Origin of the sequence: Actinomadura vinacea (genome assembly GCF_039532545.1) — a bacterium.
Taxonomy (GTDB): Bacteria; Actinomycetota; Actinomycetes; order Streptosporangiales; family Streptosporangiaceae; genus Spirillospora; species Spirillospora vinacea.
Genome location: NZ_BAAARW010000020.1, coordinates 138190 through 159440, shown reverse-complemented (window position 1 = coordinate 159440; position 21251 = coordinate 138190). Strand labels below are relative to the sequence as shown.

The 21251-nt window shown below is 69.1% G+C and carries 21 protein-coding genes; 7 read left to right on the top strand and 14 right to left on the bottom strand.

Translation table 11 applies throughout. The features are described 5' to 3' along the window. Positions 1–50 precede the first annotated feature (50 nt). From ABD340_RS25165 to ABD340_RS25145, 5 genes are all read right to left on the bottom strand, one after another. Positions 51–674, bottom strand: coding sequence for an HAAS signaling domain-containing protein (locus tag ABD340_RS25165; RefSeq protein ID WP_344592111.1), 624 nt, complete (start codon positions 672–674; stop codon positions 51–53). Continuing rightward, positions 674–1024, bottom strand: coding sequence for a PadR family transcriptional regulator (locus ABD340_RS25160; protein WP_344592110.1), 351 nt, complete (start codon positions 1022–1024; stop codon positions 674–676). Before ABD340_RS25160 ends, ABD340_RS25165 begins: the two co-directional genes overlap by 1 nt. A 359-nt stretch (positions 1025–1383) precedes the next feature. Then, on the bottom strand, positions 1384–2565 hold the full coding sequence (locus ABD340_RS25155) for a PucR family transcriptional regulator (protein WP_344592109.1): 1182 nt from the start codon (positions 2563–2565) through the stop codon (positions 1384–1386). A 289-nt stretch (positions 2566–2854) separates the two neighbouring features. Then, a complete protein-coding gene (locus ABD340_RS25150; RefSeq protein WP_344592107.1) occupies positions 2855–3427 on the bottom strand; it encodes a TetR/AcrR family transcriptional regulator in 573 nt (190 codons plus the stop codon). 49 nt (positions 3428–3476) lie between these two features. Next, positions 3477–4037: a sulfotransferase family protein gene (locus tag ABD340_RS25145; RefSeq protein ID WP_344592105.1), complete on the bottom strand. Its 561-nt coding sequence runs from the start codon at positions 4035–4037 to the stop codon at positions 3477–3479. A gap of 61 nt (positions 4038–4098) precedes the next feature. Here ABD340_RS25145 and ABD340_RS25140 point away from each other — a divergent pair, with 61 nt between their 5' ends. The 3 genes from ABD340_RS25140 to ABD340_RS25130 all read left to right on the top strand — a co-directional run bounded on the left by ABD340_RS25140 (position 4099) and on the right by ABD340_RS25130 (position 8719). After that, entirely contained in the window at positions 4099–5142 is a 1044-nt protein-coding gene (locus tag ABD340_RS25140) for a DUF6461 domain-containing protein (protein ID WP_344592104.1), read from the top strand. A 281-nt stretch (positions 5143–5423) separates the two neighbouring features. Further along, positions 5424–6839: a tetratricopeptide repeat protein gene (locus ABD340_RS25135; RefSeq protein WP_344592103.1), complete on the top strand. Its 1416-nt coding sequence runs from the start codon at positions 5424–5426 to the stop codon at positions 6837–6839. Positions 6840–7189: 350 nt separating this feature from the next. Then, the gene (locus ABD340_RS25130) at positions 7190–8719 is read left to right on the top strand and encodes a carboxylesterase/lipase family protein (protein WP_344592102.1); all 1530 of its coding nucleotides are present in this window, start codon (positions 7190–7192) and stop codon (positions 8717–8719) included. A gap of 190 nt (positions 8720–8909) precedes the next feature. Here the strand turns inward: ABD340_RS25130 and ABD340_RS25125 are convergent, their stop codons facing one another. From ABD340_RS25125 to ABD340_RS25105, 5 genes are all read right to left on the bottom strand, one after another. Next, complete coding sequence (locus ABD340_RS25125) at positions 8910–10445, bottom strand: alpha/beta hydrolase (RefSeq protein ID WP_344592099.1); 1536 nt, start codon at positions 10443–10445, stop codon at positions 8910–8912. Between the two features lie 999 nt (positions 10446–11444). Continuing rightward, complete coding sequence (locus tag ABD340_RS25120; RefSeq protein WP_344592098.1) at positions 11445–12773, bottom strand: MerR family transcriptional regulator; 1329 nt, start codon at positions 12771–12773, stop codon at positions 11445–11447. After that, positions 12767–12979: a hypothetical protein gene (locus ABD340_RS25115; protein WP_344592097.1), complete on the bottom strand. Its 213-nt coding sequence runs from the start codon at positions 12977–12979 to the stop codon at positions 12767–12769. The genes ABD340_RS25120 and ABD340_RS25115 overlap by 7 nt, the downstream gene beginning before the upstream one ends. 40 nt (positions 12980–13019) lie before the next feature. Continuing rightward, positions 13020–13172, bottom strand: a complete 153-nt coding sequence (locus tag ABD340_RS25110; protein WP_344592096.1) for a hypothetical protein — start codon at positions 13170–13172, stop codon at positions 13020–13022. A gap of 83 nt (positions 13173–13255) precedes the next feature. After that, the gene (locus ABD340_RS25105; RefSeq protein ID WP_344592094.1) at positions 13256–14146 is read right to left on the bottom strand and encodes a LysR family transcriptional regulator; all 891 of its coding nucleotides are present in this window, start codon (positions 14144–14146) and stop codon (positions 13256–13258) included. A 134-nt stretch (positions 14147–14280) separates the two neighbouring features. On the opposite strand from ABD340_RS25105, the gene ABD340_RS25100 reads away from it, so the two are divergent. The 3 genes from ABD340_RS25100 (at position 14281) to ABD340_RS25090 (ending at position 15860) form a co-directional block, all read left to right on the top strand. Further along, the gene (locus ABD340_RS25100) at positions 14281–14745 is read left to right on the top strand and encodes a nuclear transport factor 2 family protein (protein WP_344592092.1); all 465 of its coding nucleotides are present in this window, start codon (positions 14281–14283) and stop codon (positions 14743–14745) included. A 56-nt stretch (positions 14746–14801) separates the two neighbouring features. Then, a complete protein-coding gene (locus ABD340_RS25095) occupies positions 14802–15170 on the top strand; it encodes a DoxX family protein (protein ID WP_344592090.1) in 369 nt (122 codons plus the stop codon). 234 nt (positions 15171–15404) lie between these two features. Then, positions 15405–15860, top strand: a complete 456-nt coding sequence (locus ABD340_RS25090; protein ID WP_344592089.1) for an SDR family oxidoreductase — start codon at positions 15405–15407, stop codon at positions 15858–15860. A 16-nt stretch (positions 15861–15876) separates the two neighbouring features. Here ABD340_RS25090 and ABD340_RS25085 read toward each other — a convergent pair whose 3' ends face one another. The 3 genes from ABD340_RS25085 to ABD340_RS25075 form a co-directional block, all read right to left on the bottom strand. After that, complete coding sequence (locus tag ABD340_RS25085) at positions 15877–17058, bottom strand: PucR family transcriptional regulator (RefSeq protein WP_344592087.1); 1182 nt, start codon at positions 17056–17058, stop codon at positions 15877–15879. Between the two features lie 703 nt (positions 17059–17761). Further along, the gene (locus ABD340_RS25080; protein WP_344592086.1) at positions 17762–17884 is read right to left on the bottom strand and encodes a hypothetical protein; all 123 of its coding nucleotides are present in this window, start codon (positions 17882–17884) and stop codon (positions 17762–17764) included. A gap of 903 nt (positions 17885–18787) precedes the next feature. Further along, positions 18788–19717 (bottom strand): DUF4394 domain-containing protein, encoded by a 930-nt coding sequence (locus ABD340_RS25075; RefSeq protein WP_344592084.1) that lies wholly within the window; start codon positions 19715–19717, stop codon positions 18788–18790. A 188-nt stretch (positions 19718–19905) separates the two neighbouring features. Here ABD340_RS25075 and ABD340_RS25070 point away from each other — a divergent pair, with 188 nt between their 5' ends. Beyond that, positions 19906–20283, top strand: coding sequence for a nuclear transport factor 2 family protein (locus ABD340_RS25070; protein WP_344592083.1), 378 nt, complete (start codon positions 19906–19908; stop codon positions 20281–20283). A 164-nt stretch (positions 20284–20447) separates the two neighbouring features. Here ABD340_RS25070 and ABD340_RS25065 read toward each other — a convergent pair whose 3' ends face one another. Beyond that, complete coding sequence (locus tag ABD340_RS25065) at positions 20448–21167, bottom strand: alpha/beta hydrolase (RefSeq protein ID WP_344592082.1); 720 nt, start codon at positions 21165–21167, stop codon at positions 20448–20450. Between the last annotated feature and the right edge of the window lie 84 nt (positions 21168–21251).

The following is a 21251-nucleotide window of genomic DNA, read 5'->3' as shown; positions in this document are numbered from 1 at the left end:
TGGCGCGATGGGTGCGGTCCCGGACACGTCCTCATCCGACGCCGGCCCCGTCAACCTGCGCCGGTGTCGGCCTTGCGGCGGTCATGGCGTATCACGAGCGCGGTCGCGAGCACCGCGCCGATCATCATGGCGAGCCCGAGCCCCATCTGCGCCTCGATGGGCAGACCGTCCGTGGTGCAGGCGCCGTCCGGCGTGCATGTTGCGGACTCCGACGCGCCCGGCCCGGCGAACCAGCCGCCCATGCCAAGGCCGACCGGCCAGGCCACGGCCACGAGCAGTTTGTGGCGGGCGGGCCAGGGGGCCAGCAACCAGACCAGCGCGGCACCGACGATCGTGCCGATGACGGGCACGAAAACGCCTGCGACCACCAGTAGCAGCGCCGTGACGACACCCGCGACACCAAACGCCCCGAGGATTCCGCGGCGGTGCGTGCGGACCGGGGCGACCGCCCCGGCATCGCCCGCCGCTTCCCGGACGATCTCCACCGGATCACCGAGCCGGTCGAGGACGTTGGGCACGCCGACCTCTGTCCGGTCGGCGCTCTCGGCGAGCGCGACGGTGATGTGCTCTCTGATCTCGGCGAGCAGATCGGCCCGCCGAGCCTCGGGCAGGTCGCGCGCCGCCGCGTCGAGCCGGTCGAGGTAATCGGCGATCAGTTGGTCAGTGGTGGTCATCAGTTTTCTGTTTCCTTTCCGACGAAGCGCCCAACCGCATCACGAAACCGCGCCCATTCGACCGCGAAGACGTCGAGGGCCTGCCGGCCATCGGCGGTCAGCCGGTAATAGCGCCGCGGCGGGCCGGACGCCGACTCCCGCCAGGTCGTCTCCACCAACCCCTGCCGACGCAGCCGCGACAGCAGCGGGTAGATGGTGCCCTCGCTGGTGACCAGGCCGTCTACCTCGGCCAGCAACCGGACGATCTCCACGCCGTACCGTTCCCGGTCGCGCAGCAGCGCGAGCACGCAGTACGGCAGCGCGCCCCGGCGCATCTGAGTCACCAGGTTAGATGCTTCACCCAGTACCATGCAACACAAGGTACCTGCCTTGGACTGCTACGTCCAGAGACCAATGCAGTCCGTGCCCTTCAGGGATCGACGATGCTCGATTTGAGCGTCGGCAGGTCGCTCGGCGTAGCGGAGTCCGCACGGCCCTCATGAGAAGGACGAGCGGGCGCGGGCCGCGCGCTCCGTCCGGTGGCCAGAGAACGCCAGGCGGAAATGGCGTTCGGCAACGCCACCGGCGGCCGAAATGCCTGAATGTGCTGCCTGCCGGGGATGGGCTGCGGGCACTCCCCGGCCACCTATGTCAGCCGTGCCGCCCGGTCGCGGCGAAGGAGAGCACCCAGCCTGATCTCGCGGAAACGGGTTTTACCCCCTCAGGTCGGTCACGTGTCGGACAGGACGCGGGCGACGGCGGCGGTCAGCGTGCGCACGCCCCGGGTGGTCGTGGGATCGAGGCCGGTCAGCTCGCGGGCACGGCGCAGGCGGTAGTCGAGCGTGCGAGGGTGGATGTACATGTGTGCCGCGGTGAGCCGGCGATTCATGTCATGACGGTAGTAGGCGTCCAGGGTGGCCACCAGGTCCGGGCCTTGGGAGAGCTCGTTGGCTATCCGCCGAAGCCAGCGGTCGATCTCGGGTAACCGAGCGGTGCCGAGTTCGACGAAGACGTCCGGGACGCTGCTGACCTGGCGTGGAGCTGACTCGACCGGGGCGGCCCGGCTGATCTGCCGAGCCAGGGGCAGGGCGTCGGCGAGAGCGCACGCGCTCGCTGTGGTGGCACCGACGGCACAGGGCCGTCCCACGATCTCGGCGAAGGCGGCGGCCAAGGCCAGGGCGCGTTGCCGAACGTGCGTGGGAACGTCGTCCGGGTCGTCGCGATGGGTGGGCAGCAGCGCCACGAACTCCAGCGGATCGTGCCAGCTCATGGGCACCTGATCCTTGTCGAACAGGAGCCCGAGGATCTCGGTCCGGGTGCTCGCCGCCGGGGTGAAGTCCTGGTCGGCGATCCGGACGACGGTCACCAAGTAGTGGGCGGCGACGGTCATACCGAGCCGGCACGCCAGCTCAGGGCCGGCGGCGTCCCCGGAGAGCAGTATCGCGGTGAGCTGCTGGACGCGTTCGGCGACGGGCAGAGCATGCCGCTGCCCCTCCAGGAACCCACGGGTGTAGGCGTCCCGGGCCGCGGCGCCCTGCGGGCCGAGCCAGCTGAGCATCCGCATGAGAGCGTCCAGCTCCGAGGGGCTGGCCGCCTCGTGTATCTCCTGCACCGTGAGGGTGCAGTGCAGTCCGAGCACGGACCTGTGGGAGTTCAGCGACACTCCCGCCCGCCCGCGTTCGTGCCCGACCGAGGTGACGACCGCCAGGTCGGCGTCGGTGAACGGCTGTCCGTGCGCGGCGAGTTCAAGGGTGCGGCGCCGTAGCAGCACCGCGAAATCGAGCAGGTCCGCGTACCCGCGGTCGCCGCTGGCCATCGTCCGGTATTCGGGCAGCTCGCGCGCGTAGACGTCGACCGCCCTGCGCGCGTTGGCCTCCACCCGTTTCGCCAGCACGCCGAAGAGATCTCCCACGAAACCCCGCCCGCCTTCAGCCGGAGACCCCGGCCGAAGCCGTGGGGCCGATCAACACTGACCGTTTCACGCAAGTCACGTAAACCTCCTGTCAGACGGATACCGACCGTCATTCGCGTGACAGGGAGTCTTGGATCACCTGGACGGCCGGTTGCGGCCACCCGGTCGCCGGACGAGCCGGACGCCACGCGGCATCACAGCCCGAGGTCGACGGATTGACGGTGTTTTGAAGCGTTGCAAGGCGGCACGCCGAGATGCTGAGCTGTCGAGGACACCCGCGAGCGGGTCGTCAGTGTTCTTGCGCGGTGGCCGCGGGTGGCGGCGGCGCGAGCAGCTCGCGGACGAGCGGGACGGCCAGGCGCATGACGTCGTCCAGCGGGGCGCCGGCCAGATCCGGGGTGCGCAGCAGGTGGCGGTGGAAGGTGATGCCGAACATGACTGCCCCGGCCAGCGCTGCCCGCAGCCGCGGATCCGGCCCCTCCAGGCGGAAGGCGACGCGGTCGATGGCCTCGGTGGTCATGTGCGTGCGCAGGAGCACGGCCATGGGGCTGTCGGGGGCGGGGGCCCAGCGTTCGAGCATGGCGCGCAGGTAGCTTTCCGCCGAGGCCGCCGGGTCGCCGTCCACGGTGAGCGCGTCAACGTCGATGCGGAAGTCGAGGGCCTCGCGGAAGAGCCGCTCTTTGGTGCCGAAATACTGGATCACCGAGGACTTGTCCACCTGTGCCTCGGCGGCGATGGCCCGGATGGTGGCGCGGTCGTAGCCCACCTTGCCGAACACCCGCCGCCCCGCCTCCAGGATGCGGCGGCGGGTGCGCTCGCCCTTGCGCTCCCCACTGTCGGCCTGATCGATGACATCGGTCACTCCCGGTCACCTCTTCCCGCGCAAATCGACGCTATCGACCACCGGCCGATCAGCTGCCGGGCCGGTCGAAAGGGAAGGTCGACATGTCGCCTGTCCTCATCCGCTCGAATGCCTGCCGCATCGACTCGGCGTCGTTCAGATGCGGGAACGGCTCGCCGGCCGGGACGTCCACGCCGAGGAAGGCGCACAGCGGCTTCCACCCCTCTCGTACGTCGAACACCAGCAGCCGCTCCGCGGGAATGCTCTGCTTCACCGTCTCCACGTGCCGGTTGAAGGCCGCCACGACCAGCTCCTCGTCTGCCAGGTCGTCCCCGAAGGCCCAGTCGGGGCCGAAATGGGCGCGCCCCATCTGGCTCAACAGCGGCAGCACTCGCTCCATGGTCGCGAAGAGGTGGCGGGCCTGTTCGGGCATCTCGTCCGAGGGGTCCGGACGGTTCTCGCGGGACAGCAGCATCCGGATGCTCGGGTGCCACTTGTGCGGGTCCCGTACGGTGAGCACGACCTTCGCCTCGGGATAGGCGTCGGCCAGCTCTCGCCAGTAGTAGCTGGCGGGCCAGTCCACCTCCGCCTCCATGGAGCCCTGGAGTTGAAGCAGGAGATGCTCGGGCATCGGGAGATCCTCGATCGTGACGATGGCGGGCGGTGTCCGACCCTCCTCGCATAATCCGGGCATGAGCGATGACGCGATCGCGTATTACAGCCGGGTGCTGGACGAGTATGGATTGTCCGTGGCGGCGTGCTGGACGGTGATCGAACCCATCGGGGAACCGATCACGATCGAGACCGTCGCTGAACGGCTCGGTGCCGAGCCCGCCGATATCCGGGAGCGGCCCTGGACCGCCGCGTACGACGAGCCGGAGGGCGCCCAGGTCGTGCATCTGGCGCGAGCCGGCGCGGCCGTGGTCATGGTGGAGATCAACGGTTACCAGGGCAGGGAGCAGAGCGTGCGGCTCAGCGAAGAGGCACGCGTGCACAGCGCGTACTGGAACGTCAACGCGGTCAGCGCGTTGAGCTGCGCGGCCTACGGGCAGTTGCTGGTCTCCTTCGAAGGCCTGTCCCCCGACCAGCGGCAGGGCATCGACATCTGCGCGCTTGATGAGGAACTGGACCCGTTGTACGCGGCAGTGCATGCGCTGCATGACGGCGCAGGCGACAACCTGTGGGCCGTCATGATGGCGATCGTCGAGCGGCGTACCGGCATCCGTCTCGAAGAGGACTGGCTGAGAGAGGACTGTCCGGCGATCGTGGTGCCCCGGGCCCATCGTCACCGCAAGACCATCGGGCACAGTGCCTTCTTCGATCCAGAATTGGAGGCGGCGTTGTGGCTGGCGTCCGGTTCTGCCTACCAGGCGTTCACACACGACCTGGTGGAGTTGCTGGTGGAGGTGGGGGAGTTCGCCGGCGAACCGGAGATCCCGCCGATCGTGGAGCACCTTGCCGTGGAGGTGCCGGTAGGGGACCGGCGCTATCAGGTGTTGGAGCGGCTCGCCGCACGCACCGCCGAAGGCTTCGAGAACACTTCGATCACCAAGCCTGTCCGGACCAGCCGCGCCTGGCGTCGGATGCACGCAGCCTGGGCTCTGCAGCACGCCCTCGTTCCCCCTGAACACACTCCCCGCCCGGTGCACAGCTTGCAGGCACTCCGGCTGATCCTCGGCGACCAGTGGCTACCGGTTCGCAACCGCCTACGTCGTCACTTGCTCCGCACCCCGTGATGACCTGACGGACATCACCGACAGGCATAGCGGATCGGCTGCGGGCCCGCTCGTGATGATGTTCTCCGTTCGTTTCGAACGCTGGGTCGCGTAACGCCTCTCATGGCAATGCGTGCCAGTCACCGTCTCGACCGCGATGGTCACTCGGACTACAAGGTGTTCGTGGTTTCTCGTTCCGCTATGCGGCGCTCCGATTTCCGACGGTAGGCAGTGGCTCCTCAGGAACCGCTGTCCAACCCGCCTCGTCGGATGCATGACCATGCACTGGAGGAGTTCGCTTCATGACCGAGGACGTCTATCCGCCCGCGGCGGTCGAGTTGCGCGACCACGCCCTGGACGCCCAGCGTCAGAACCGGTGGACGGACGCCGAGGACCTGTTCCAGCAGGCATTCGAGGCCGGCCACCCGGTCGCCGCCTGCGACCTGGGATACAGCCTCTTGCGCCGCGATGACAAGGACGGGGCCTACGAGTGGTTCCGGCGCGCTGCGGAACAGGGGGTGCCGTCGGCCGCCTTCGAGGTCGGCTACGGCGCGGAGGTCCGGGGCGACCCGGAGAAGGCCGAGCGGTGGTACCGGCAGGCCGCCGAGGGCGGGCACCAAGCCGGGACCCTCAACCTGGCGGTGCTGCTGGAGAATCGCGGTCAGGTGCCGGACGCCATCGACCTCTTCCTCAGCGCTTGGGAACTGGGCTCCGACAAGGCGGCGTTCAACCTCGGCAGGATCTACGATGACGACGGCAGGGGCGATCTCGAAAAGGCCGCCGAGTGGTACGGGCGCGCGGCCGGACGCGGCAACGCCGGCGCCGCCTACAACCTCGGGCACGTCCGGCTCGACCAGCGCCGCCCGGCAGCTGCCGTGGACGCCTGGGAGCGAGCGGCGGGCCTCGGCCACGCGAAGGCCCCCGGCGCCCTGGCGGACATTCTCATGAAACTAGGCAAACCGGATCAGGCCAGGTTCTGGCGGGAGTTCCTGAACGGGCTCAGCGACTACAGCCCGCAGTTCGCAGCGTTCGCAAGCGCCGGCTCCGCCGTGGCGATCCACCGGCAAGACGTTCTGAACGAGGCCCTGGGCGAGGGCATGACCGACACCAACGTCGAAGAACGGACGTTGACCATGGGCGACCGCGTTTACCGCGACATCGTCTTCCTCGGCACCTTCTCGCACGTCTCCCAGACGTGGTTGTGGGGCTGGGGCAACGAGCACCACAGCCCGGACCTGCCCGCCATCGCACCGCTGCGCGTCATCCGCGAGTACGGCCAGGAGCACGGCATCCCAGAACTGACGGCCCCCTGCCTGGATTTGTCCGGCTTCCCGAACCCCTATCAGGCCGCGTCCACGATGGTCATCGCCGCCGCGGCGCTGCTGGGCGGCAACGGCGTCCGGCCCGTGCGGATCGGCGATGGCAAGGGCACGGCCTACTTCCATCTCGACGACCCGCAGCTCCCGGTCGCCGGGTACGACTCGCTGTCGGCCCCGCGCGTTCTGAACACCGCCGTCGAGGTCTTCCCCTCCGACCCCCGGCGGGTCGTCCGCGGCTTCCTCGCCCACCACGACTGCGCGATCACGGAGGGCCCCGACGTGATCCAGGGCCGCTTTCCCGACGACCGCACCCTCACGGTCGGCTTCACCGACAACGGGCTCCTCAACGCCATCACCGTGGAGCACACCCCACCGGGCGAGCGACCGGCTGAGCTTTAGTACGGGCCGGCTCGTCCGAATTCGGTGGTCACGCCGGGCTTGATCACGGCAATGGATGGAGGCGTCCATCCCCCCTTGGTGCAGGCGTCGCGCTGGACGGAGTGGCGCTGCCGACGCTCCTGCGGTGGTCGCTCGGGCGGACGACCGTGCTCATGGTTCGTTGAGCGGACTGGCACCGTTGCCCCGCTCGCGTCCACAGCGGAGCATTTGGCCTTCCCGTCCGTTCTGGCCCCTCCGGAGGTTCAGTGCGCTCCAGCATCTCAAGAGGGCTCGCGATTGCCGCGAGTCTGATAGCCCTACTGGCCGTCGTGTCGCCGGTGCCGGCGTCGGCCGGTTTCAGGTCCTTGACAGTGTCCACCGACAAGGGCGTGGTCGCGGGCGCCTCGGCGGACCAGGTCGACCGGTTCCTTGGCATCCCGTATGCCGCGCCACCGGTCGGCGACCTCCGCTGGCAGCCACCCGCGCCCGCCGCTGGATGGTCCGGGGTGCGATCGGCGGCCGGTCACGGTGCACGCTGTCTGCAATCGACCACCAGCAGCGGCCCGGGCATGAGCGAGGATTGCCTGTACGTCAACGTCTACACTCCCGCACGACAGTCGGCCCGGCCGCGACCGGTGCTGTTCTGGATTCACGGCGGGGGCTTCATGAGCGGTTCGGGTGACCTCTACGACGGCTCGCTACTCGCCCGAACGAACGACATCGTGGTCGTCACGATCAACTACCGGCTCAACGTGTTCGGCTTCCTCGGCGTGCCCGGGCTGAGCGGGCGGGGGGCGGGCAACTTCGGCCTGCTCGACCAGGAGGCGGCGCTGCGCTGGACCCAGCGCAACATCGGCGCGTTCGGGGGAGATCCTGGCCGCGTGACCATCTCGGGCGAATCGGCCGGCGGACATTCGGTGTGCGCCCTGCTGGCCTCACCCCCTGCGCGCGGCCTGTTCGACGGGGCGATCATCCAGAGCGGCGGCTGCCCGAGCCTCACGGTCGCGCAAGCGAACGCGAGGGGCAAAACCTACGCCGCGACCGCCGGTTGTCCCGATCCAGCGACCAGGGTGTCGTGCCTGCGGGCCAAACCGGCGCCCGATCTGCTGGCCGCCGCCAGGGATTTCGGCGGCATCCTGACCGGTCCCCTGCCCGTGTCCGGGGTCCCGGAACTGCCGCTTGCGCCCGCTGTCGCGGTGCGATCCGGCAGATCCAGCAACGTCCCCATCCTCATCGGGGCCACACGCGACGAGGTGCGCCAGTGGGCCCTCCCGTTCGCGAACGCGACCGAGGAGCAATACGAACGGGCGATCCGGCTGGAATTCGGCACGCATGCCGACGAGGTGCTAGCGCGCTACCCGTACAGCGCCTACGACAGCCCATACAACGCGGCCTACGCACTCGGCACGGTGTGGACCGACAGCAGCGTCTTCTACGGACTCGGCGGCTGCCAGTACCAAAGTCTCGCGGGGCAGTTCGCGACTGGGCAGCCCAAAACCTTCTTCTACGAGTTCGCCGACCCTCACCCACCCACCCTCGCTACCACTCCGCCCGGCTTCGACTCCGGTGCGCCGCACGCCAGCGAGCTCGGCTACCTCTGGCCCATGGCGACCTCGAAACTGCTGACGCCGGAGCAGCAGCAACTGTCCCGGGCGATGGTGCGCTACTGGGGCGCCTTCGTGACGAAAGCAAACCCCACCACCGCAGGCGGACAGGCGGCATGGCCTGCCTACCGGAGCGGCAAGCTGATGTCGCTGCGGCCCGGCGACGGCAGTCAGGCGGTCAAGACCGAGGTGTACTCGGCACAACACCAGTGCTCACTCTGGAACCAGATCAGCTACGACTGGCTCACCACCAACCCGGATCGCCTCGCCCAACAGGTCGGCGCTGCCGCCTCCTGAGACCTGGGCGCCTCCTTAACGGCCGTGCCGCCACGTGATCGAATGCCCGCCCGTCTCGCCCCCGGTCAGCCCCGGGGCGAGACGGGCGTTCGACACGCAGCCGCACAACGTCAGTCCCCCGACAGGAACTGCCCCAGGTCCTCTCGATGCAAGGGGTCACCTGACCTGCCGGACGTGCCCAGTACCCGGCTCAGAGCTTGCACCGGGCCCCTTCGGCCGGGGACTTGAGGTCGATGAGGTAGGTGGCCACGGTCTTGTTGACGCAGGCATTGCCGGCCACGAGGGCGCCGTGCTGCTCGCCCTCGACGGTGAGCAGGCTGCCGCCGAGGGTCTTGGCCAGCTGGATGCCGCCCTCGTGCGGCGTGATGGCGTCGCCCGTGACGGAGACCGTCAGCGTGTCGGCCAGGCCCTTGATGTCCGTGGCATACGGGTAGCCGAGCGTCGGCTTGACGGGCCACTGCTCGCAGCCGTCGTGCGCCTGCTTGATCGGACGGCCGGGGTCGGAGAACGGCGCCGCCTTGAACCACGCCCGGTTCATCGAGATCACTTGCTTCGGCGTTTGGCGCTCCTCGTCCAGGCAGTTGATCGTCATCGAGGCCTCGAGCGAGTCGGGGTAGACGCCGCCCGCGGTCCGCCCGTGGTAGGTGTCGCGCAGCTTCAGCAGGGTGTCGCCCTTGCCGGCCTTCAGCTCGGTGATGCCCGCGATCGCGACGGGCCGGCTCGCCTCGGTGTACATCGCGGCCGTCACTCCCTCGACCGCCTGCTCGAACGTCAGCCCGCGCCCGTCGGAGGTCCGCGCGGGCTTGTCGATCAGCGGCCGGACGAGTTTCTGGAAGACCTTGGTAGCGCGGTCGGGGTCGGTGCCGAGCGGGCAGTCCTGCTTGGTGGCGCATGAGGCGGCCATGCGCTCGAACGACCGCTGCATTCCGGTGGCCTGCTGGACGCGTCGCTCGTGGGTGCCCGCCAGCGGGTCCATCGCCCCGTCGAGGACCAGCGCGCGGACCTTCTTGGGGAACATCTCCGCGTACACGGCGCCGAGCCGGGTGCCGTAGCTGGTGCCCGCGTAGGAGAGCTTGTCATCGCCCAGGGCCTGGCGCAGCACGTCCATGTCCCGCGCGACGTCGCGGGTGCCGACGTGCGCGAGCACCTGCTTGCCGCCCGAGCGCTTGGCGCACTGTCTGACGAGCCGGCGGGTCTGCTGCTCGGTCCAGTCGTCCAGGCCGGCGGGGATAGAGGAGAGTTTCGCATCGCGGTCGCGCTCGGCGTCGGTGTAGCAGTCGAGAGCCGGCTTGGAGGCGCCGACGCCGCGCGGGTCGAACCCGACCAGGTCGAAGCGCTCGGTGATCGGCGATTTCGCCCACACGGCGGCGGTCAGGGCCGCGTGATCGGTGCCGGGGAAGCCGGGACCGCCGGGGTTGAGCACGAGCGACCCGATCGGATCCTTGCCGCGCGCGGGCACCCGCAGCAGCGCCAGTTCCGCCTGCTTACCCTCCGGCTTCTGGTAGTCGAGCGGCACCTTGAGCCGCGCGCACTCGGCCTTGACGGCCGGCACGCCCGGAGGCAGCTTCGGATCGCACGGCTTGAACGCCGGCTTCTGCCCGTAAAAGCGGTCCAGGTCGGTGCCGGAGGAGGCGGGCTGCGCGCCGACCTGCCCGGTGCAGGCGCCGAGCAGCAGCGTCAGCAGCGCGGCCCCCATGACGACGGCCGGTCTCTTGCGATTCGGCATGTGCTTTCTCCCATCGTCGGAGGTGATGGTCAACAGGTACGCGGCACCGCGGAGGGCGTGGACGTGGTTGGAGCACGTCACAGTGCTGGCACCACTGTCCTGCTCGCGCGTTGTCACCGGTCGGGGCGCGACTCCAGGCTGGTCAGCTACGGATACTCGGCCGGCTCGCGACGGAGCCGCCGGCAGTCGAACTCGGCGTCGGCCTCGGTGCGGCTGTGCCGCCTGCGTTCGGTAGTCGCGGACGGCTGGGTACATCCATCCGCCACCGCCACGAGCGACGACCGGGCACGACGTGACAGCACTATCTCCTTCCTGTACGCAGAGCAGAAGTGCGCGTTCAGATGCACAAGCGCAACGAACGGCAGGGGTAACAGCCAAAACCATGACGTCGCGTCGGGGTCAACCCGCGTACGGAACGGCGCATCGGCCCAAACTGGGTGAGCAACGTGCCACCAGCCGCCACATAGCCCTGACCTGGGGGAATCTGTCCTGGTCCAGCGAGGGTGCCGCCGGTCCCGCGCCTTTCAAAGCTCTTCGCGTTCAACGTTCTGCCGGTCCCGGCATCGAGGCCTGACTGCCGCGCACGTCCCCATCGCCGGCGATCCGTCCACCCGCAGCATCTCGCCCCGGCGCGCGGATCTTGTCCAGCCGGACGATGCGGCCTGATGCCCGGCCGGCTCGACTTCCAACTTCAGCGAGGTGAGGATGCGCGGCCGCGCCTGGCCGCCCAGCAGCCGTGTGCTCGAACCCTTCCGCGAACACATCGCGCCGACGCAGCGCGTGGTGCAGGTGCATGACCGCACAGCGCGAACGCGGCCTTGTCGATCTGCCCCTTCAGCGAACCAACGACCGCCACGACCCGCTATCAGCTCCTCGCCCGCACTCCTTCGTCAGGCCTGCTGTGATTCGCCGTAAAACACCGACGTCGCGTCGGGCATAAGGCCCCGACCAGGGTGATCCGGGCTCAAGCCTGACCGCGCCGTGTCGCCACGGCATCGATCAGGCGGGCTCAGCCGGGCAGGCGGGGGCGTGCTCCGGCACGTTTCTGCTTGCCATCCGGTTGATCAACCGGTCCGCGAACATCTGGTTCGCGCGGTGCTGCTGGTCGTTGAGGTTGTGCTCGCCGTAGGCGGCGAGCATCGAGGAGACGTCGGTGCCGAAGCCGATGTCGGGCCAGTTCTCCAGGAGGGGCCGGTAGTGCGTCACCATGTCGTCGGCGAGCTGTTCGATGGCCTCCTGCGGGGTGTCCGGCCCGAGTTCGGCGAAGCGCCGGATCAGCTCTGTGGTGGCAGGGGTGAAGATGGCATGCTGCGCCAAGGCGTCGGCGAAGGCGGACGTCCCGGTCTCGCCGATCAGGTGGGAGATCAGGGCGACCTGTTCGCGCTCGTGGCACGCCATGTCGGGAGCGATGTCGGCGACGGCGCTGAGGGTGGGTCCGTAGGCGGCCATTTCCGGCGGCAGGTCGGGCATCCCGCCGTGGCGGCGGAGCCGGGCGATGTCCGCCCGCCGGCTGGTGAGCCGCTCGATCTCGGCGGCCGCCTGCCGGTCCAGCTCGTCGAGCAGCGTCTCGGCTGCCTGGGGATCGTCGAGCACGTCCGGGAGCGCGGCGAGCGGGAGGCCGAGCTCGGTCAGGCGGGTGATTCGCAGCAGCCGGGCCAGATGGCGCACGTCGTAGTCGCGGTAGCCGTTGACCGAGCGATCGGGTTCGTCGAGGATCCCGATCTGGTGGTAGTGCCGCAGGGTGCGGACGGTGACGCCGGCGAGTGCGGCTAGCTCACTGCTGCGCAACGGTCTTCTCCTTCGGTTCCAGCCCGGTCGGTGCCCGGGACGCGACGACGGTAGCGGCGAACTAGGTCGCGAGTCGAAGGCGACGGGGCCGTCGACGGCGCGGCGGGCCGTGCCGGTCTCGCGTACCCCCAGCACGACGCGGGCACCGGCACGGGCGAGCTCGCGTGCCGTGATCAAGCCGAGGCCACGGCCGGCACCGGTGATCACCACCGTACGGCCGGTCAGGTTCGGGAGGTCGTCGTCCGCTCGTCCTTGGGTGCCTTCCTGCGCACCCGGCGTGCGGCGCTGCGACCGGAGGACGTCGGGGTGCAGCGCGGGCAACGTCGGCGCGCTCCGGGCCTGCGCCGCGAGGAGGTGGCGGAGCTTTGCACCATGTCCGCCGACTAATTCGCCAGGCTGGAACGCGGCGACGGGCCGCAACCGTCGGAGCAGATGGTCGCGGCCATCGCCCGCGGCCTGCGGCTGACCCCGGACGAACGCGATCACCTGTTCCTGCTCGCCGGCTACCGCACCGCCCTTCGTGACCTGCGGCTTCAGCACGTGAGTCCCGGGCTGATGCGGGGCATGGACGGCTTGGCCGGCACCACCGCGCAGGTCATGGGCCCGCTGGGCGAGACGTTGCTGCAGACGCCGTCCGCGGTGGCACTGCTCGGCGACCAGACCCGGTACACCGGCAACGTCCGCAGCGCGACGTACCGATGTCCATGTTGGTCGCCGAGGCTCTTGCGTGTCTGCCAGTCCGCCACGAGGGGCCTTCCGCTGAGCGGAGAGTGGGACGGGCCCGGGTTACGTCTCGGTCTGGGAGGGGGCGAAGACGTGATCAAGGAAGTCGTTCAGGGCGTCGGCGTCGAGTTCGCCGTCCAGCGCCAGGGCGGTGCTGACGGACTGCTGGCTGACGGGTCGGGGAATGCCGAGTCGGCGTTCGGCGATCTCCTCCACCTCACCGGCGCTTGCGGTAGTCGGGGTGCCCCCACATGATCACTTGGATTCGTGGGCTCGCTCACCGTTGCGGGAAATCATCGTCACAGTGAGATGGGGCCGAGGTCTGCGGCGGTCTGGGCCAGTGCGCGGATGGTGGGGCTGTCGTTGGTGGAGCGCCACGTCAGAGCCCACTGGAGGGTGGGGGCGTCATGGATGGGCAGAAAGACGATGCCAGGGGGCGTGTTGTAGCGGGCGGCTATTTCGCCGAGCGGGTGGACGCAGTGTCCGGTGGCGACCAGGGAGAGGATCTCGTGGAAGGTCCGCGCGGCGGGGCCGCGTGGGATGCGGCGGCCGGACGGTGTGCGCGTGGGGACCATGGATGCGACCCAGTAGTCGGGGGCGTCGGGGCCGAGGTCTACGACGTGGTTGTCGGCGAGGTCCTCCAGGGACGCGGTGCCGCGATCGGCGAGCGGATGGTCTGCCGACACGGCCAGCACACGGCCTCCGGTGAGCACGGTGGGGCCGACGGTGAGGTCTGGTTCGGCAACGGGCAGCCACAGGACGTTCACGTCATGGTCTCCGGTGCGCAGGGCGGTGAACGCGTCGCCGCCGTTGATTTCGCCGAACTTGACATCGATGCCGGGGTAGCGGGCGCGGAACGCGTCGGTGAGGGGGCGTAGCTCGTGTCCGGCATGGCCGAACACGCCCAGCCGCAGGGTCCGGCCCGCGCCCAGTCCGGCTGCTTCGGCGCGGGCGAGTCCCTGCTGGAGGAGGTCGAGGGCTTGCTGGAGGTCTTCGCGGAGGCGCCGGCCGACCGGGGTCAGGGTCACGCGCCGGCTGGTGCGATCGAACAGGGCCACGCCGAGGCGCCGTTCCTGTCTGCTGATGGCCTGGCTTACGCGCGCCTGGGACACGTGAAGCCGTTCGGCGGTGCGGCCGAAGTGCAGTTCCTCGGCCAACGTCAGGAAGATCTCGATGTCCCGTAGCTCCACGAATAACCCCTGTGTTATCGATCGCCCCGCAGAACTTACCTTGTTCCAGTCGCTGACCGGCATCGATGCTGGACCCATCACCACCGGACAGGCGGCGACGCTTGGTTCGACACATCGATAAGGCAGGGCGACCGATGAGCGACATGGAGGCCATCGCCGATCGCTTCGAGATCGAGGCGCTGCGCGCGGAGATCACCGACGCGGTGATGATGCGCGACTTCGATCGCGTCGCATCGCTGTTCACACCCGACGGCGCGATGCGGTGGCCGCACATCGACAAGGAATTCCTCGGCCGGGAGGAGATCCGCGCGGGGATCGAGTGGGGGCAAGGGCTCTGGGAGTTCTTCGTACAGAACGTCCACCCGGGCATCATCCGGCTGGACGGCGACACCGCGACCGGCCGGGCCTACGTCCAGGAGTTCGGGCGGATGCGCGATGGCAGCTCGCACCTGAACTATGCCCTCTACCACGACCACTACCAGCGCACGCCCGACGGCTGGAAGTTCAGCGAACGCGTCTACGAGGTCAGATACCTCGACTCCACTCAGCTGGCGGGCTCGCGGCCCTTGCAGCGCCAAGGCCTGGCGCCTGAGGTCTAGGCGAAACTCACGACTCGGGCCATAGGCAACTCATATTCGACTTGTAGGAGAACCTCATGAACCTCGCGCTGTGGATCGCTGCTGGACTGCTGGCGGCGGTCGCCCTGGTCGGCGGTATCACCAAGACGTTCGTCCCCAAGGAGAGGTTGGCCGCGCAGCATGGCGGCGAGTGGACCCGAAATGCCGGCGTCGGGTTCGTCAAGACCCTTGGGGTCCTTGAGCTCTTGGCCGCGGTGGGCCTGGTCCTGCCCGCCGCGCTCGACATCGCGCCGGTCATGGTGCCGGTGACCGCCCTCTGCTGGATTCTGCTGATGGTCGGCGCGATGGTCACCCATGGCCGCCTCGGCCAGTTCAAGCTCGTGATGGTGAACTCGGTCTATCTCCTCCTCGCGGCCTTCATCGTGGGGGGCCACATCGCGGCCTGAGCACGCTCGAACGGCCGGGCGTCGGCCAGCCTGGGCAAGAAGGCGGCGCTGAAGTTCGACGTCGCCGCGATCCGGCAGACCTGACACGCCCCCACATCGACGCAATGCCCAACCCCGCCGCGAATGTGCACCGACCTGGTCTTACGGGGCAGGGCACGCGCGCCTGCGCCGGCCCGGACCCACGACAGGAAGTCAGTCGCCGTCGCTCAGGCCGGTGGCCAGTTGCGGAGTGCCGTGTCGGCGATCTCCTGGGGCGTCGAGGCGTTCGGCGCGTACGCGGCCTCCAAGGCCGCCCTGCGCTCCTATACCCGGACCTGGGCCAACGAGCTCAAGGGACGGGGCATCCGGGTCAACGCGATCTCGCCGGGCGTGATCGACACCCCCGCGCTCGCCGGCGTGGTCGGCGAGGAGAACGCCGAGGCGGCCAAGGCGAGCTTCGCGACCAGGGTTCCGATCGGCCGGATGGGAACCACGGAAGAGGTCGCCGCCGTCGTGGCCTTCCTCGCTTCAGAGGCGCGCACCGTGCCGGCGGCGCGGTTCCGGGTCCGCGATCCAGTGCGCCTCAATACGCCCGACCCCGCATCGCCCGCGCGAGCGAATATGGGTTCGGGTCGATCTAAACCAAGCCGGGAACACTCCCGGATTCGCCAAGAGTGTGCTGGTCAGGCGGGTGCGCCGACGGAGACTTGAACTCCGAACCCGCGGATCAAGAGTCGGGCCAGGTATCGGCGAGGACGCGCGTGACGGCCGTGCTCAGGACGCGCACACCCTGGGTGGACCCCGGGTCGATCCCGGTCAGGTCGCGGACGCGCCGCAGCCGGTAGTCGAGGGTGCGCGGGTGGACGTGCAGCGTCGCCGCGGTCAGCAGCCGTTTCATGTCGCAGCTGTAGTAGGCGTGCAACGTGGGCACCAGCGCGGGCCCGCGGGACAGTCGGTTCGCCAGGTCGCGCAGCCACTCGTCGACGTGGGGCACCTGTGCGGCGCCCAGTTCGGCGAAGACGTCGGCCACGGAGTGCGCGCGCCTGGGCACGGTCTCGACGGGAGCCACCCTGCTGACGTTCCGCGCCAGTGCGACGGTCTCGGCCAGCTCCCCGACCGCGCCGGCGGCGGTGCCGACGGCGCACGGGCGCCCGGTCAGTTCGGCGAGGTCGCGGACCAGTGACAGGGCGCCCACCTGGTCGGCTTCCGGCTCGCCGCCCTCGTCCGGGACCAGCGCGACGAACTCCTCCGGCCGGTGCCAGCTCATCGGCGACCGGTGAGTCTTCAGCAGGATCTCCAGAATCTCCTCGCGCGGCTCGCGGGCCGACCGGAGGCGATCGCTCGCGAGGCGCACCACCGCGACCACGTACCGGTCGTGGGCGCGCATGCCCAGGCTCCGGGCCAGTTCGGGTGCCGCGGGATCTCCCGCCAGCAACATGTCGGCCAGCATCTGCACACGGGCGGTGAGTGGCAGGAAGCGCTTCTGTCCCTCCATGAACCCCACGGTGAAGGCATGCTGGGCGGCGGTGCCCTGCGGGGCAAGCCAGCCGAGCATGTACATGACGTCGTCGATGCCGTTCGGCGCGGCCGCCTCCTGCACCTCCCGCAGCGTGAGATTGGAGTGCAGCACGAGGACACGCCGCTGCGAGGCCAGCGACACCCCGCTCTCGCCCCGCTCCCGGCCCATCGACGCGATGTACTCGAGATCGTCGTCATGGAAGGGGCGGCTCTCCGCGGACAGTTCAGCGGTACGCCGCCGCAGGATCAACGCGAAGTCCAGCAGCTCGGCGCGGCCGTGCCACGTGGCCGCCGCCGCGCGGTATTCGGCCAGTTCGCTGGCGTAGAGTTCGACGGCGCGCCGCGCGTTGGCGTCCACCCTCGACTTCAGCGCACCGAAGAAGTCTCCCATGCCGACCACCCTCCGCCGCGGGGAGTCATCCAGAGCACGGGAATCTTACTGTGTTTTCAACAACCCAGATATAAGCCAGTGTGAAAGATTCAAGGCGGAGCGAATTGGTCGTTCCGATGTCGGAATTGCGGACGGCCGCGGGTCGACGGGTCCGTATCGCTCGGCCACCCCTGAACTCCCCGCCGACGCGGACCGCCACGACACGATCACCGGTTGGCTCCGACGATGCGAACCTGACCCGAATATGTGTTCCGGACGAACTTGATCTACGGCTTGACCTTCGACGGTCCGGCGCACATGGGCGATGGCGGCCCCGGGGTAAGCGGGGCCGCCATCACCGGATCATGCCGGGAGCCGCTCCATCAGTAGCGGTAGGAGGCCAGGCTCGATGGCCTGTGCTGGAGCCACCGGTCCACGACGCCGCCGCTGGTGTACGGGAGCATCGACCAGAGCTTTTCGCCGTCGGCTCCATTGGGTGCTGTTCGCCCAGGACGAGGCGATGTCGTTGAAGCCGTAGCCGCCCAGGTCGATGACGCGAGTGGTGCAGAGCGCCTGGGGGAACTGGACGAAATCTACCGGTGAGTGCTCCCACAGGCAGTGGTACCCGTGGCCGCACTGTTCCGGCCCCGTCACCGCCGGCTTGAGGGAGACCCCGTTCTTCCAGACGACGGCGTCCTTGCCCTTCTGGACGACACCCGCGTGCTCAGCCAGGATGCGGTCGATCTGCTATTGAGACCGGCGTCGGGGCGGCCTGGGCAGTGCCGCCGCCGAGCGCCATCATCCCCGCCACGGCCGTCACGAGGAGGGCGATCAGGTGGGACTTCATGTCATTTCCTCCGCTTTGCTCGACCGATGGAATGTGCGGGATGTGATGACGGGATTTTCGGGCATTCGAATTTGAATGGGGAGAACGAATTACTGCGTACAACATATCTCGGGTGTCACAGAGCCTTCTGTGTGGCGAAGCGAAAAACGCGACCGCGCTCGATAATCGCTTTGTGAGATATCGCGATCCGTGTGAGGATCGGCTTCCTCCAGCCGTCGGAAGACCTCGCCGTCCGTTTGCGACTCCCGTGCGTGTACTCAGGGCGGCCTGAGGCGGATGCCGTTCTGTCCCGGTGGCGCGATGATGTGGCGCGGCAGCCCGGGGCACGATCGCCGTCAGGTCGGTAGAGGTCTGTGCCGCGAGCCCGGCACGGTCAGATCGCGGCGCCGGCCGCGGCTTCGCGACCACAACGCCCCCACGACGGCCGGGTCAGGTGCGCGGGTTGCCGCTCCCCGGCGAGTACAGCACCGCCGCCCGCCACGGGAGTCGACCGGCGCGCATGGACGGGCGTGGCAGTGGCCGCCCAATCGACCGTGCCCGGCGGGCGCGTCTCATCATCTTGGTGAACGCCATCGCGCCGACCGGCCGCGGCACCGTCTTCGACGAGCTCGCGGCCGGATGCCCGGGCCCGAGGAGGCCGCGAAGGCCTCGTGCCCGCTCGGGCGCGTCGGCGACGGGGAGGAGGACATCGCGCCCGCCGTCGTTTTCCTCTGCGCGGACGCGCCAACAGCAGACCGGCCGATGTCAGGTGGGCCGGGGTGGATGCCGCATCTCGGACGGTTGCTTTTCCACCAAGGTCAGGATGTGTGGCGTGCAACGCGAGTGTCGCGCCGCCGAGTCACGACGGTGGGCCCGCCTCGGCTGGCGGGGCGGGCCCATTGTGACTTGTCAGCTGCCGGGATCTCAGTTCGAGTCGAGTGCGATGGCGATGTCGGTGATGGAGAGGGGGAAGACGCCTACGGGGGAGCAGGAGCCGGTGAGGAGCTCGACGGTGTAGAAGGTGGCCTTGCCGCCTGACGGGATGAAGGCGCCGAAGGCCGTGTTCGAGATCGTCTTGCCATTGCTGAGGTCGCTGAAGATGTCGAAGCCGGCGTTGGCGCCCACGTCCGCGCAGAGTTTGCCGGTCGCGGCCAGGCTGCCGTTGTTGGGCGGGGACTGGATGACGACCTGGTCGGTGGCCGTGGCGATGCCGAACAGTGTGGTCGCGGTGTCGGAGTTGAGGTCGTTGTTGGTGTACGCGGAGGCCGAGACGCCCGTGGCCGACAAGGGAGAATCAGTGACCGTGGTGTTGGTGTTGAGATCGTGGCGCAGGTTCTGGCCGGTGTCGCTGGTCACTCGCAGCCGGTCGGCCGCCGGGTTGAAGTCGACGCCGAAGTTCGTGCCCTTCAGGTCGACGGTCAGTTGGGAGACCTTCGTCAGGCTTCCTTCAGTTCCCGAACTGAGCGAGACCGTGTAAATGCCGCCGTGGTTGCCGACGACGTACAACGCGCCGTTCTGTACCCGGACGTCGGTCCCGATCAAGAACGTGTCGTTGACCAACCCCGTCGGGCTTCTGACCCAGTCGAGCACCTGGGGGGTGTCGGTCTTGAATGCGGCCATCAGCATGCCGTCGCCCGTGATCGCGTACGCCTGCAGCCTGGAGGGCGCGGCTGAGCCGCTACCCGCCAACCCGACGACCATCGCCGCGGCGGTGGCCAGTGCGGCGGCCCCCCACTTGATCCGTGCCTTCATCGAACCTTCCCCTCGTGTCGCGACGCCGGACCATCCGGCGGCAACATCTTTTCGAGGGGCCGGCTGTGCCGTCTTCGTGATGCGTGTCAGAAAGATGCCCATGCCGACAGAGATCACTTGTCATTTCCCGCAAGTGCGTTATCGATCGAGCGGTTGCCGGCGCCGATCTCGGCAACCGGCACGTCGGCGGTGACCAGGCGGGTTCGTCGACGAGCCCGGCGATCACGCGCTGGGCCGATCCTGAACGGTGCCGCTGACACGCCGGTCCGGCGACTGGCAGCATGGCGGGCGTGGACAGAGGTGCCGTCGAAAGGTGGGTCGCCGGGTACGAGCGGGCGTGGCGCACACCCGGCTCCGAGCCGCTCGCCGAGCTGTTCTCGCCGGACGTGTCGTACCTGCCGTCGCCGTGGGCGCGCCCGATTGTGGGCCTGTCCCGGCTCGGCCCGTGGTGGGACGCCGAGCGCGACGGCCCCGACGAGCCGTTCACGATGACGAGTGAGGTCGTGGCCGTCGACGGCGACACGGCGGTGGTGCGGATCGAGGTCGAATACTTTGGCGACGACCCGTCGCGCTGGCGCGACCTGTGGATCCTGCGTTTCGACGCCGACGGCCGCTGTGTCGGGTTCGAGGAGTGGCCCTTCGCCCCGGACCAGCCCGACGGGCACTAGACCAGTGGCTGAGACGCTCGGCTCATTCGCCGGGTCGATCTCTGATGGCCGCATGGGACGGGATCACCGGAGTTGATGCGCGTCTCGCGGACGCAGAGCGTGGCCGATTTCTGCGATCCGCCCCCGTGCAGGGCCGGGAACGCCATGGGTGAGCCCGGCTCGCCTTACCCGGCCGCGATCTGCAGGAGGGCGTCGGCGACGGCGCGGGGTTCGGTGATCATGAGGTCGTGCCCGGTGTCGATGTCCCACAGCCTGCCTTCCGCGCGTGCTTTGCCGATGAGGCCGGGGTCGCGGGTGGCCAGGGTGGAGGTGCAGACGATGTGATACTGCGGGATCGCCCACAGTGCGTCCTCGTTGGTCAGCTTGAGCGGCTGTTCGAAGCACTTCCAGGGGTGGGCGGTCAAGCGCGCGTCCATCCAGGCGATCGTGTCGGGGTCGGTCACCCCGTAGAAGGCGCCCGCGCCGGGGGCGGGCAGCAGGACCAGCTCGACGCCGTCGACGACCTGCCCGAAAGGGCGTGCGGCATCGATGACCGGTCCGGCGACGTCGTGCAGCGACTGGCCGTTCACCGGTGTGGCGGCATCGAGGTACACCAGGCGGCCGACGCGGTCCGCCATACGGTCGGCGACACCGGTGATCACCATGCCGCCGTAGCTGTGGCCGACCAGGATCACCTCGCGCAGGTCCTCGTAGTGCAGGACGGCGGCGATGTCCTGGATGTGCAGGTCCAGGTCGACGTGCGGGCCCAGCAGGTGCGAGCGTTCGGCCAGGCCGGTCATCGTCGGCGCGTAGACCTCGTGGCCGGCGGCCTGCAGGAGCCGGGCGACCGGCTGGTAGCACCACCCGCCATGACCGCCGCCGTGTACCAGCACATACCTCGCCATGATCTCTCCCGTCTGGGGGCGATGTCCGCACGGGTGCGGCCCGGGGGCTGGTAAGGGGTGGCCGGACGGTGCCGGTAACCTCGT

What these genes read in the sequence shown, in the direction of transcription:
- ABD340_RS25085 (WP_344592087.1), bottom strand. Translation starts at nt 17,058, where the DNA reads ATGGGAGACTTCTTCGGTGCGCTGAAGTCGAGGGTGGACGCCAACGCG.
- ABD340_RS25100 (WP_344592092.1), top strand. Translation starts at nt 14,281, where the DNA reads ATGAGCGACATGGAGGCCATCGCCGATCGCTTCGAGATCGAGGCGCTG.
- ABD340_RS25140 (WP_344592104.1), top strand. Translation starts at nt 4,099, where the DNA reads ATGAGCGATGACGCGATCGCGTATTACAGCCGGGTGCTGGACGAGTAT.
- ABD340_RS25125 (WP_344592099.1), bottom strand. Translation starts at nt 10,445, where the DNA reads ATGCCGAATCGCAAGAGACCGGCCGTCGTCATGGGGGCCGCGCTGCTG.
- ABD340_RS25145 (WP_344592105.1), bottom strand. Translation starts at nt 4,037, where the DNA reads ATGCCCGAGCATCTCCTGCTTCAACTCCAGGGCTCCATGGAGGCGGAG.
- ABD340_RS25080 (WP_344592086.1), bottom strand. Translation starts at nt 17,884, where the DNA reads ATGAAGTCCCACCTGATCGCCCTCCTCGTGACGGCCGTGGCGGGGATG.
- ABD340_RS25165 (WP_344592111.1), bottom strand. Translation starts at nt 674, where the DNA reads ATGACCACCACTGACCAACTGATCGCCGATTACCTCGACCGGCTCGAC.
- ABD340_RS25075 (WP_344592084.1), bottom strand. Translation starts at nt 19,717, where the DNA reads ATGGGCATCTTTCTGACACGCATCACGAAGACGGCACAGCCGGCCCCT.
- ABD340_RS25065 (WP_344592082.1), bottom strand. Translation starts at nt 21,167, where the DNA reads ATGGCGAGGTATGTGCTGGTACACGGCGGCGGTCATGGCGGGTGGTGC.
- ABD340_RS25160 (WP_344592110.1), bottom strand. Translation starts at nt 1,024, where the DNA reads ATGGTACTGGGTGAAGCATCTAACCTGGTGACTCAGATGCGCCGGGGC.
- ABD340_RS25135 (WP_344592103.1), top strand. Translation starts at nt 5,424, where the DNA reads ATGACCGAGGACGTCTATCCGCCCGCGGCGGTCGAGTTGCGCGACCAC.
- ABD340_RS25095 (WP_344592090.1), top strand. Translation starts at nt 14,802, where the DNA reads ATGAACCTCGCGCTGTGGATCGCTGCTGGACTGCTGGCGGCGGTCGCC.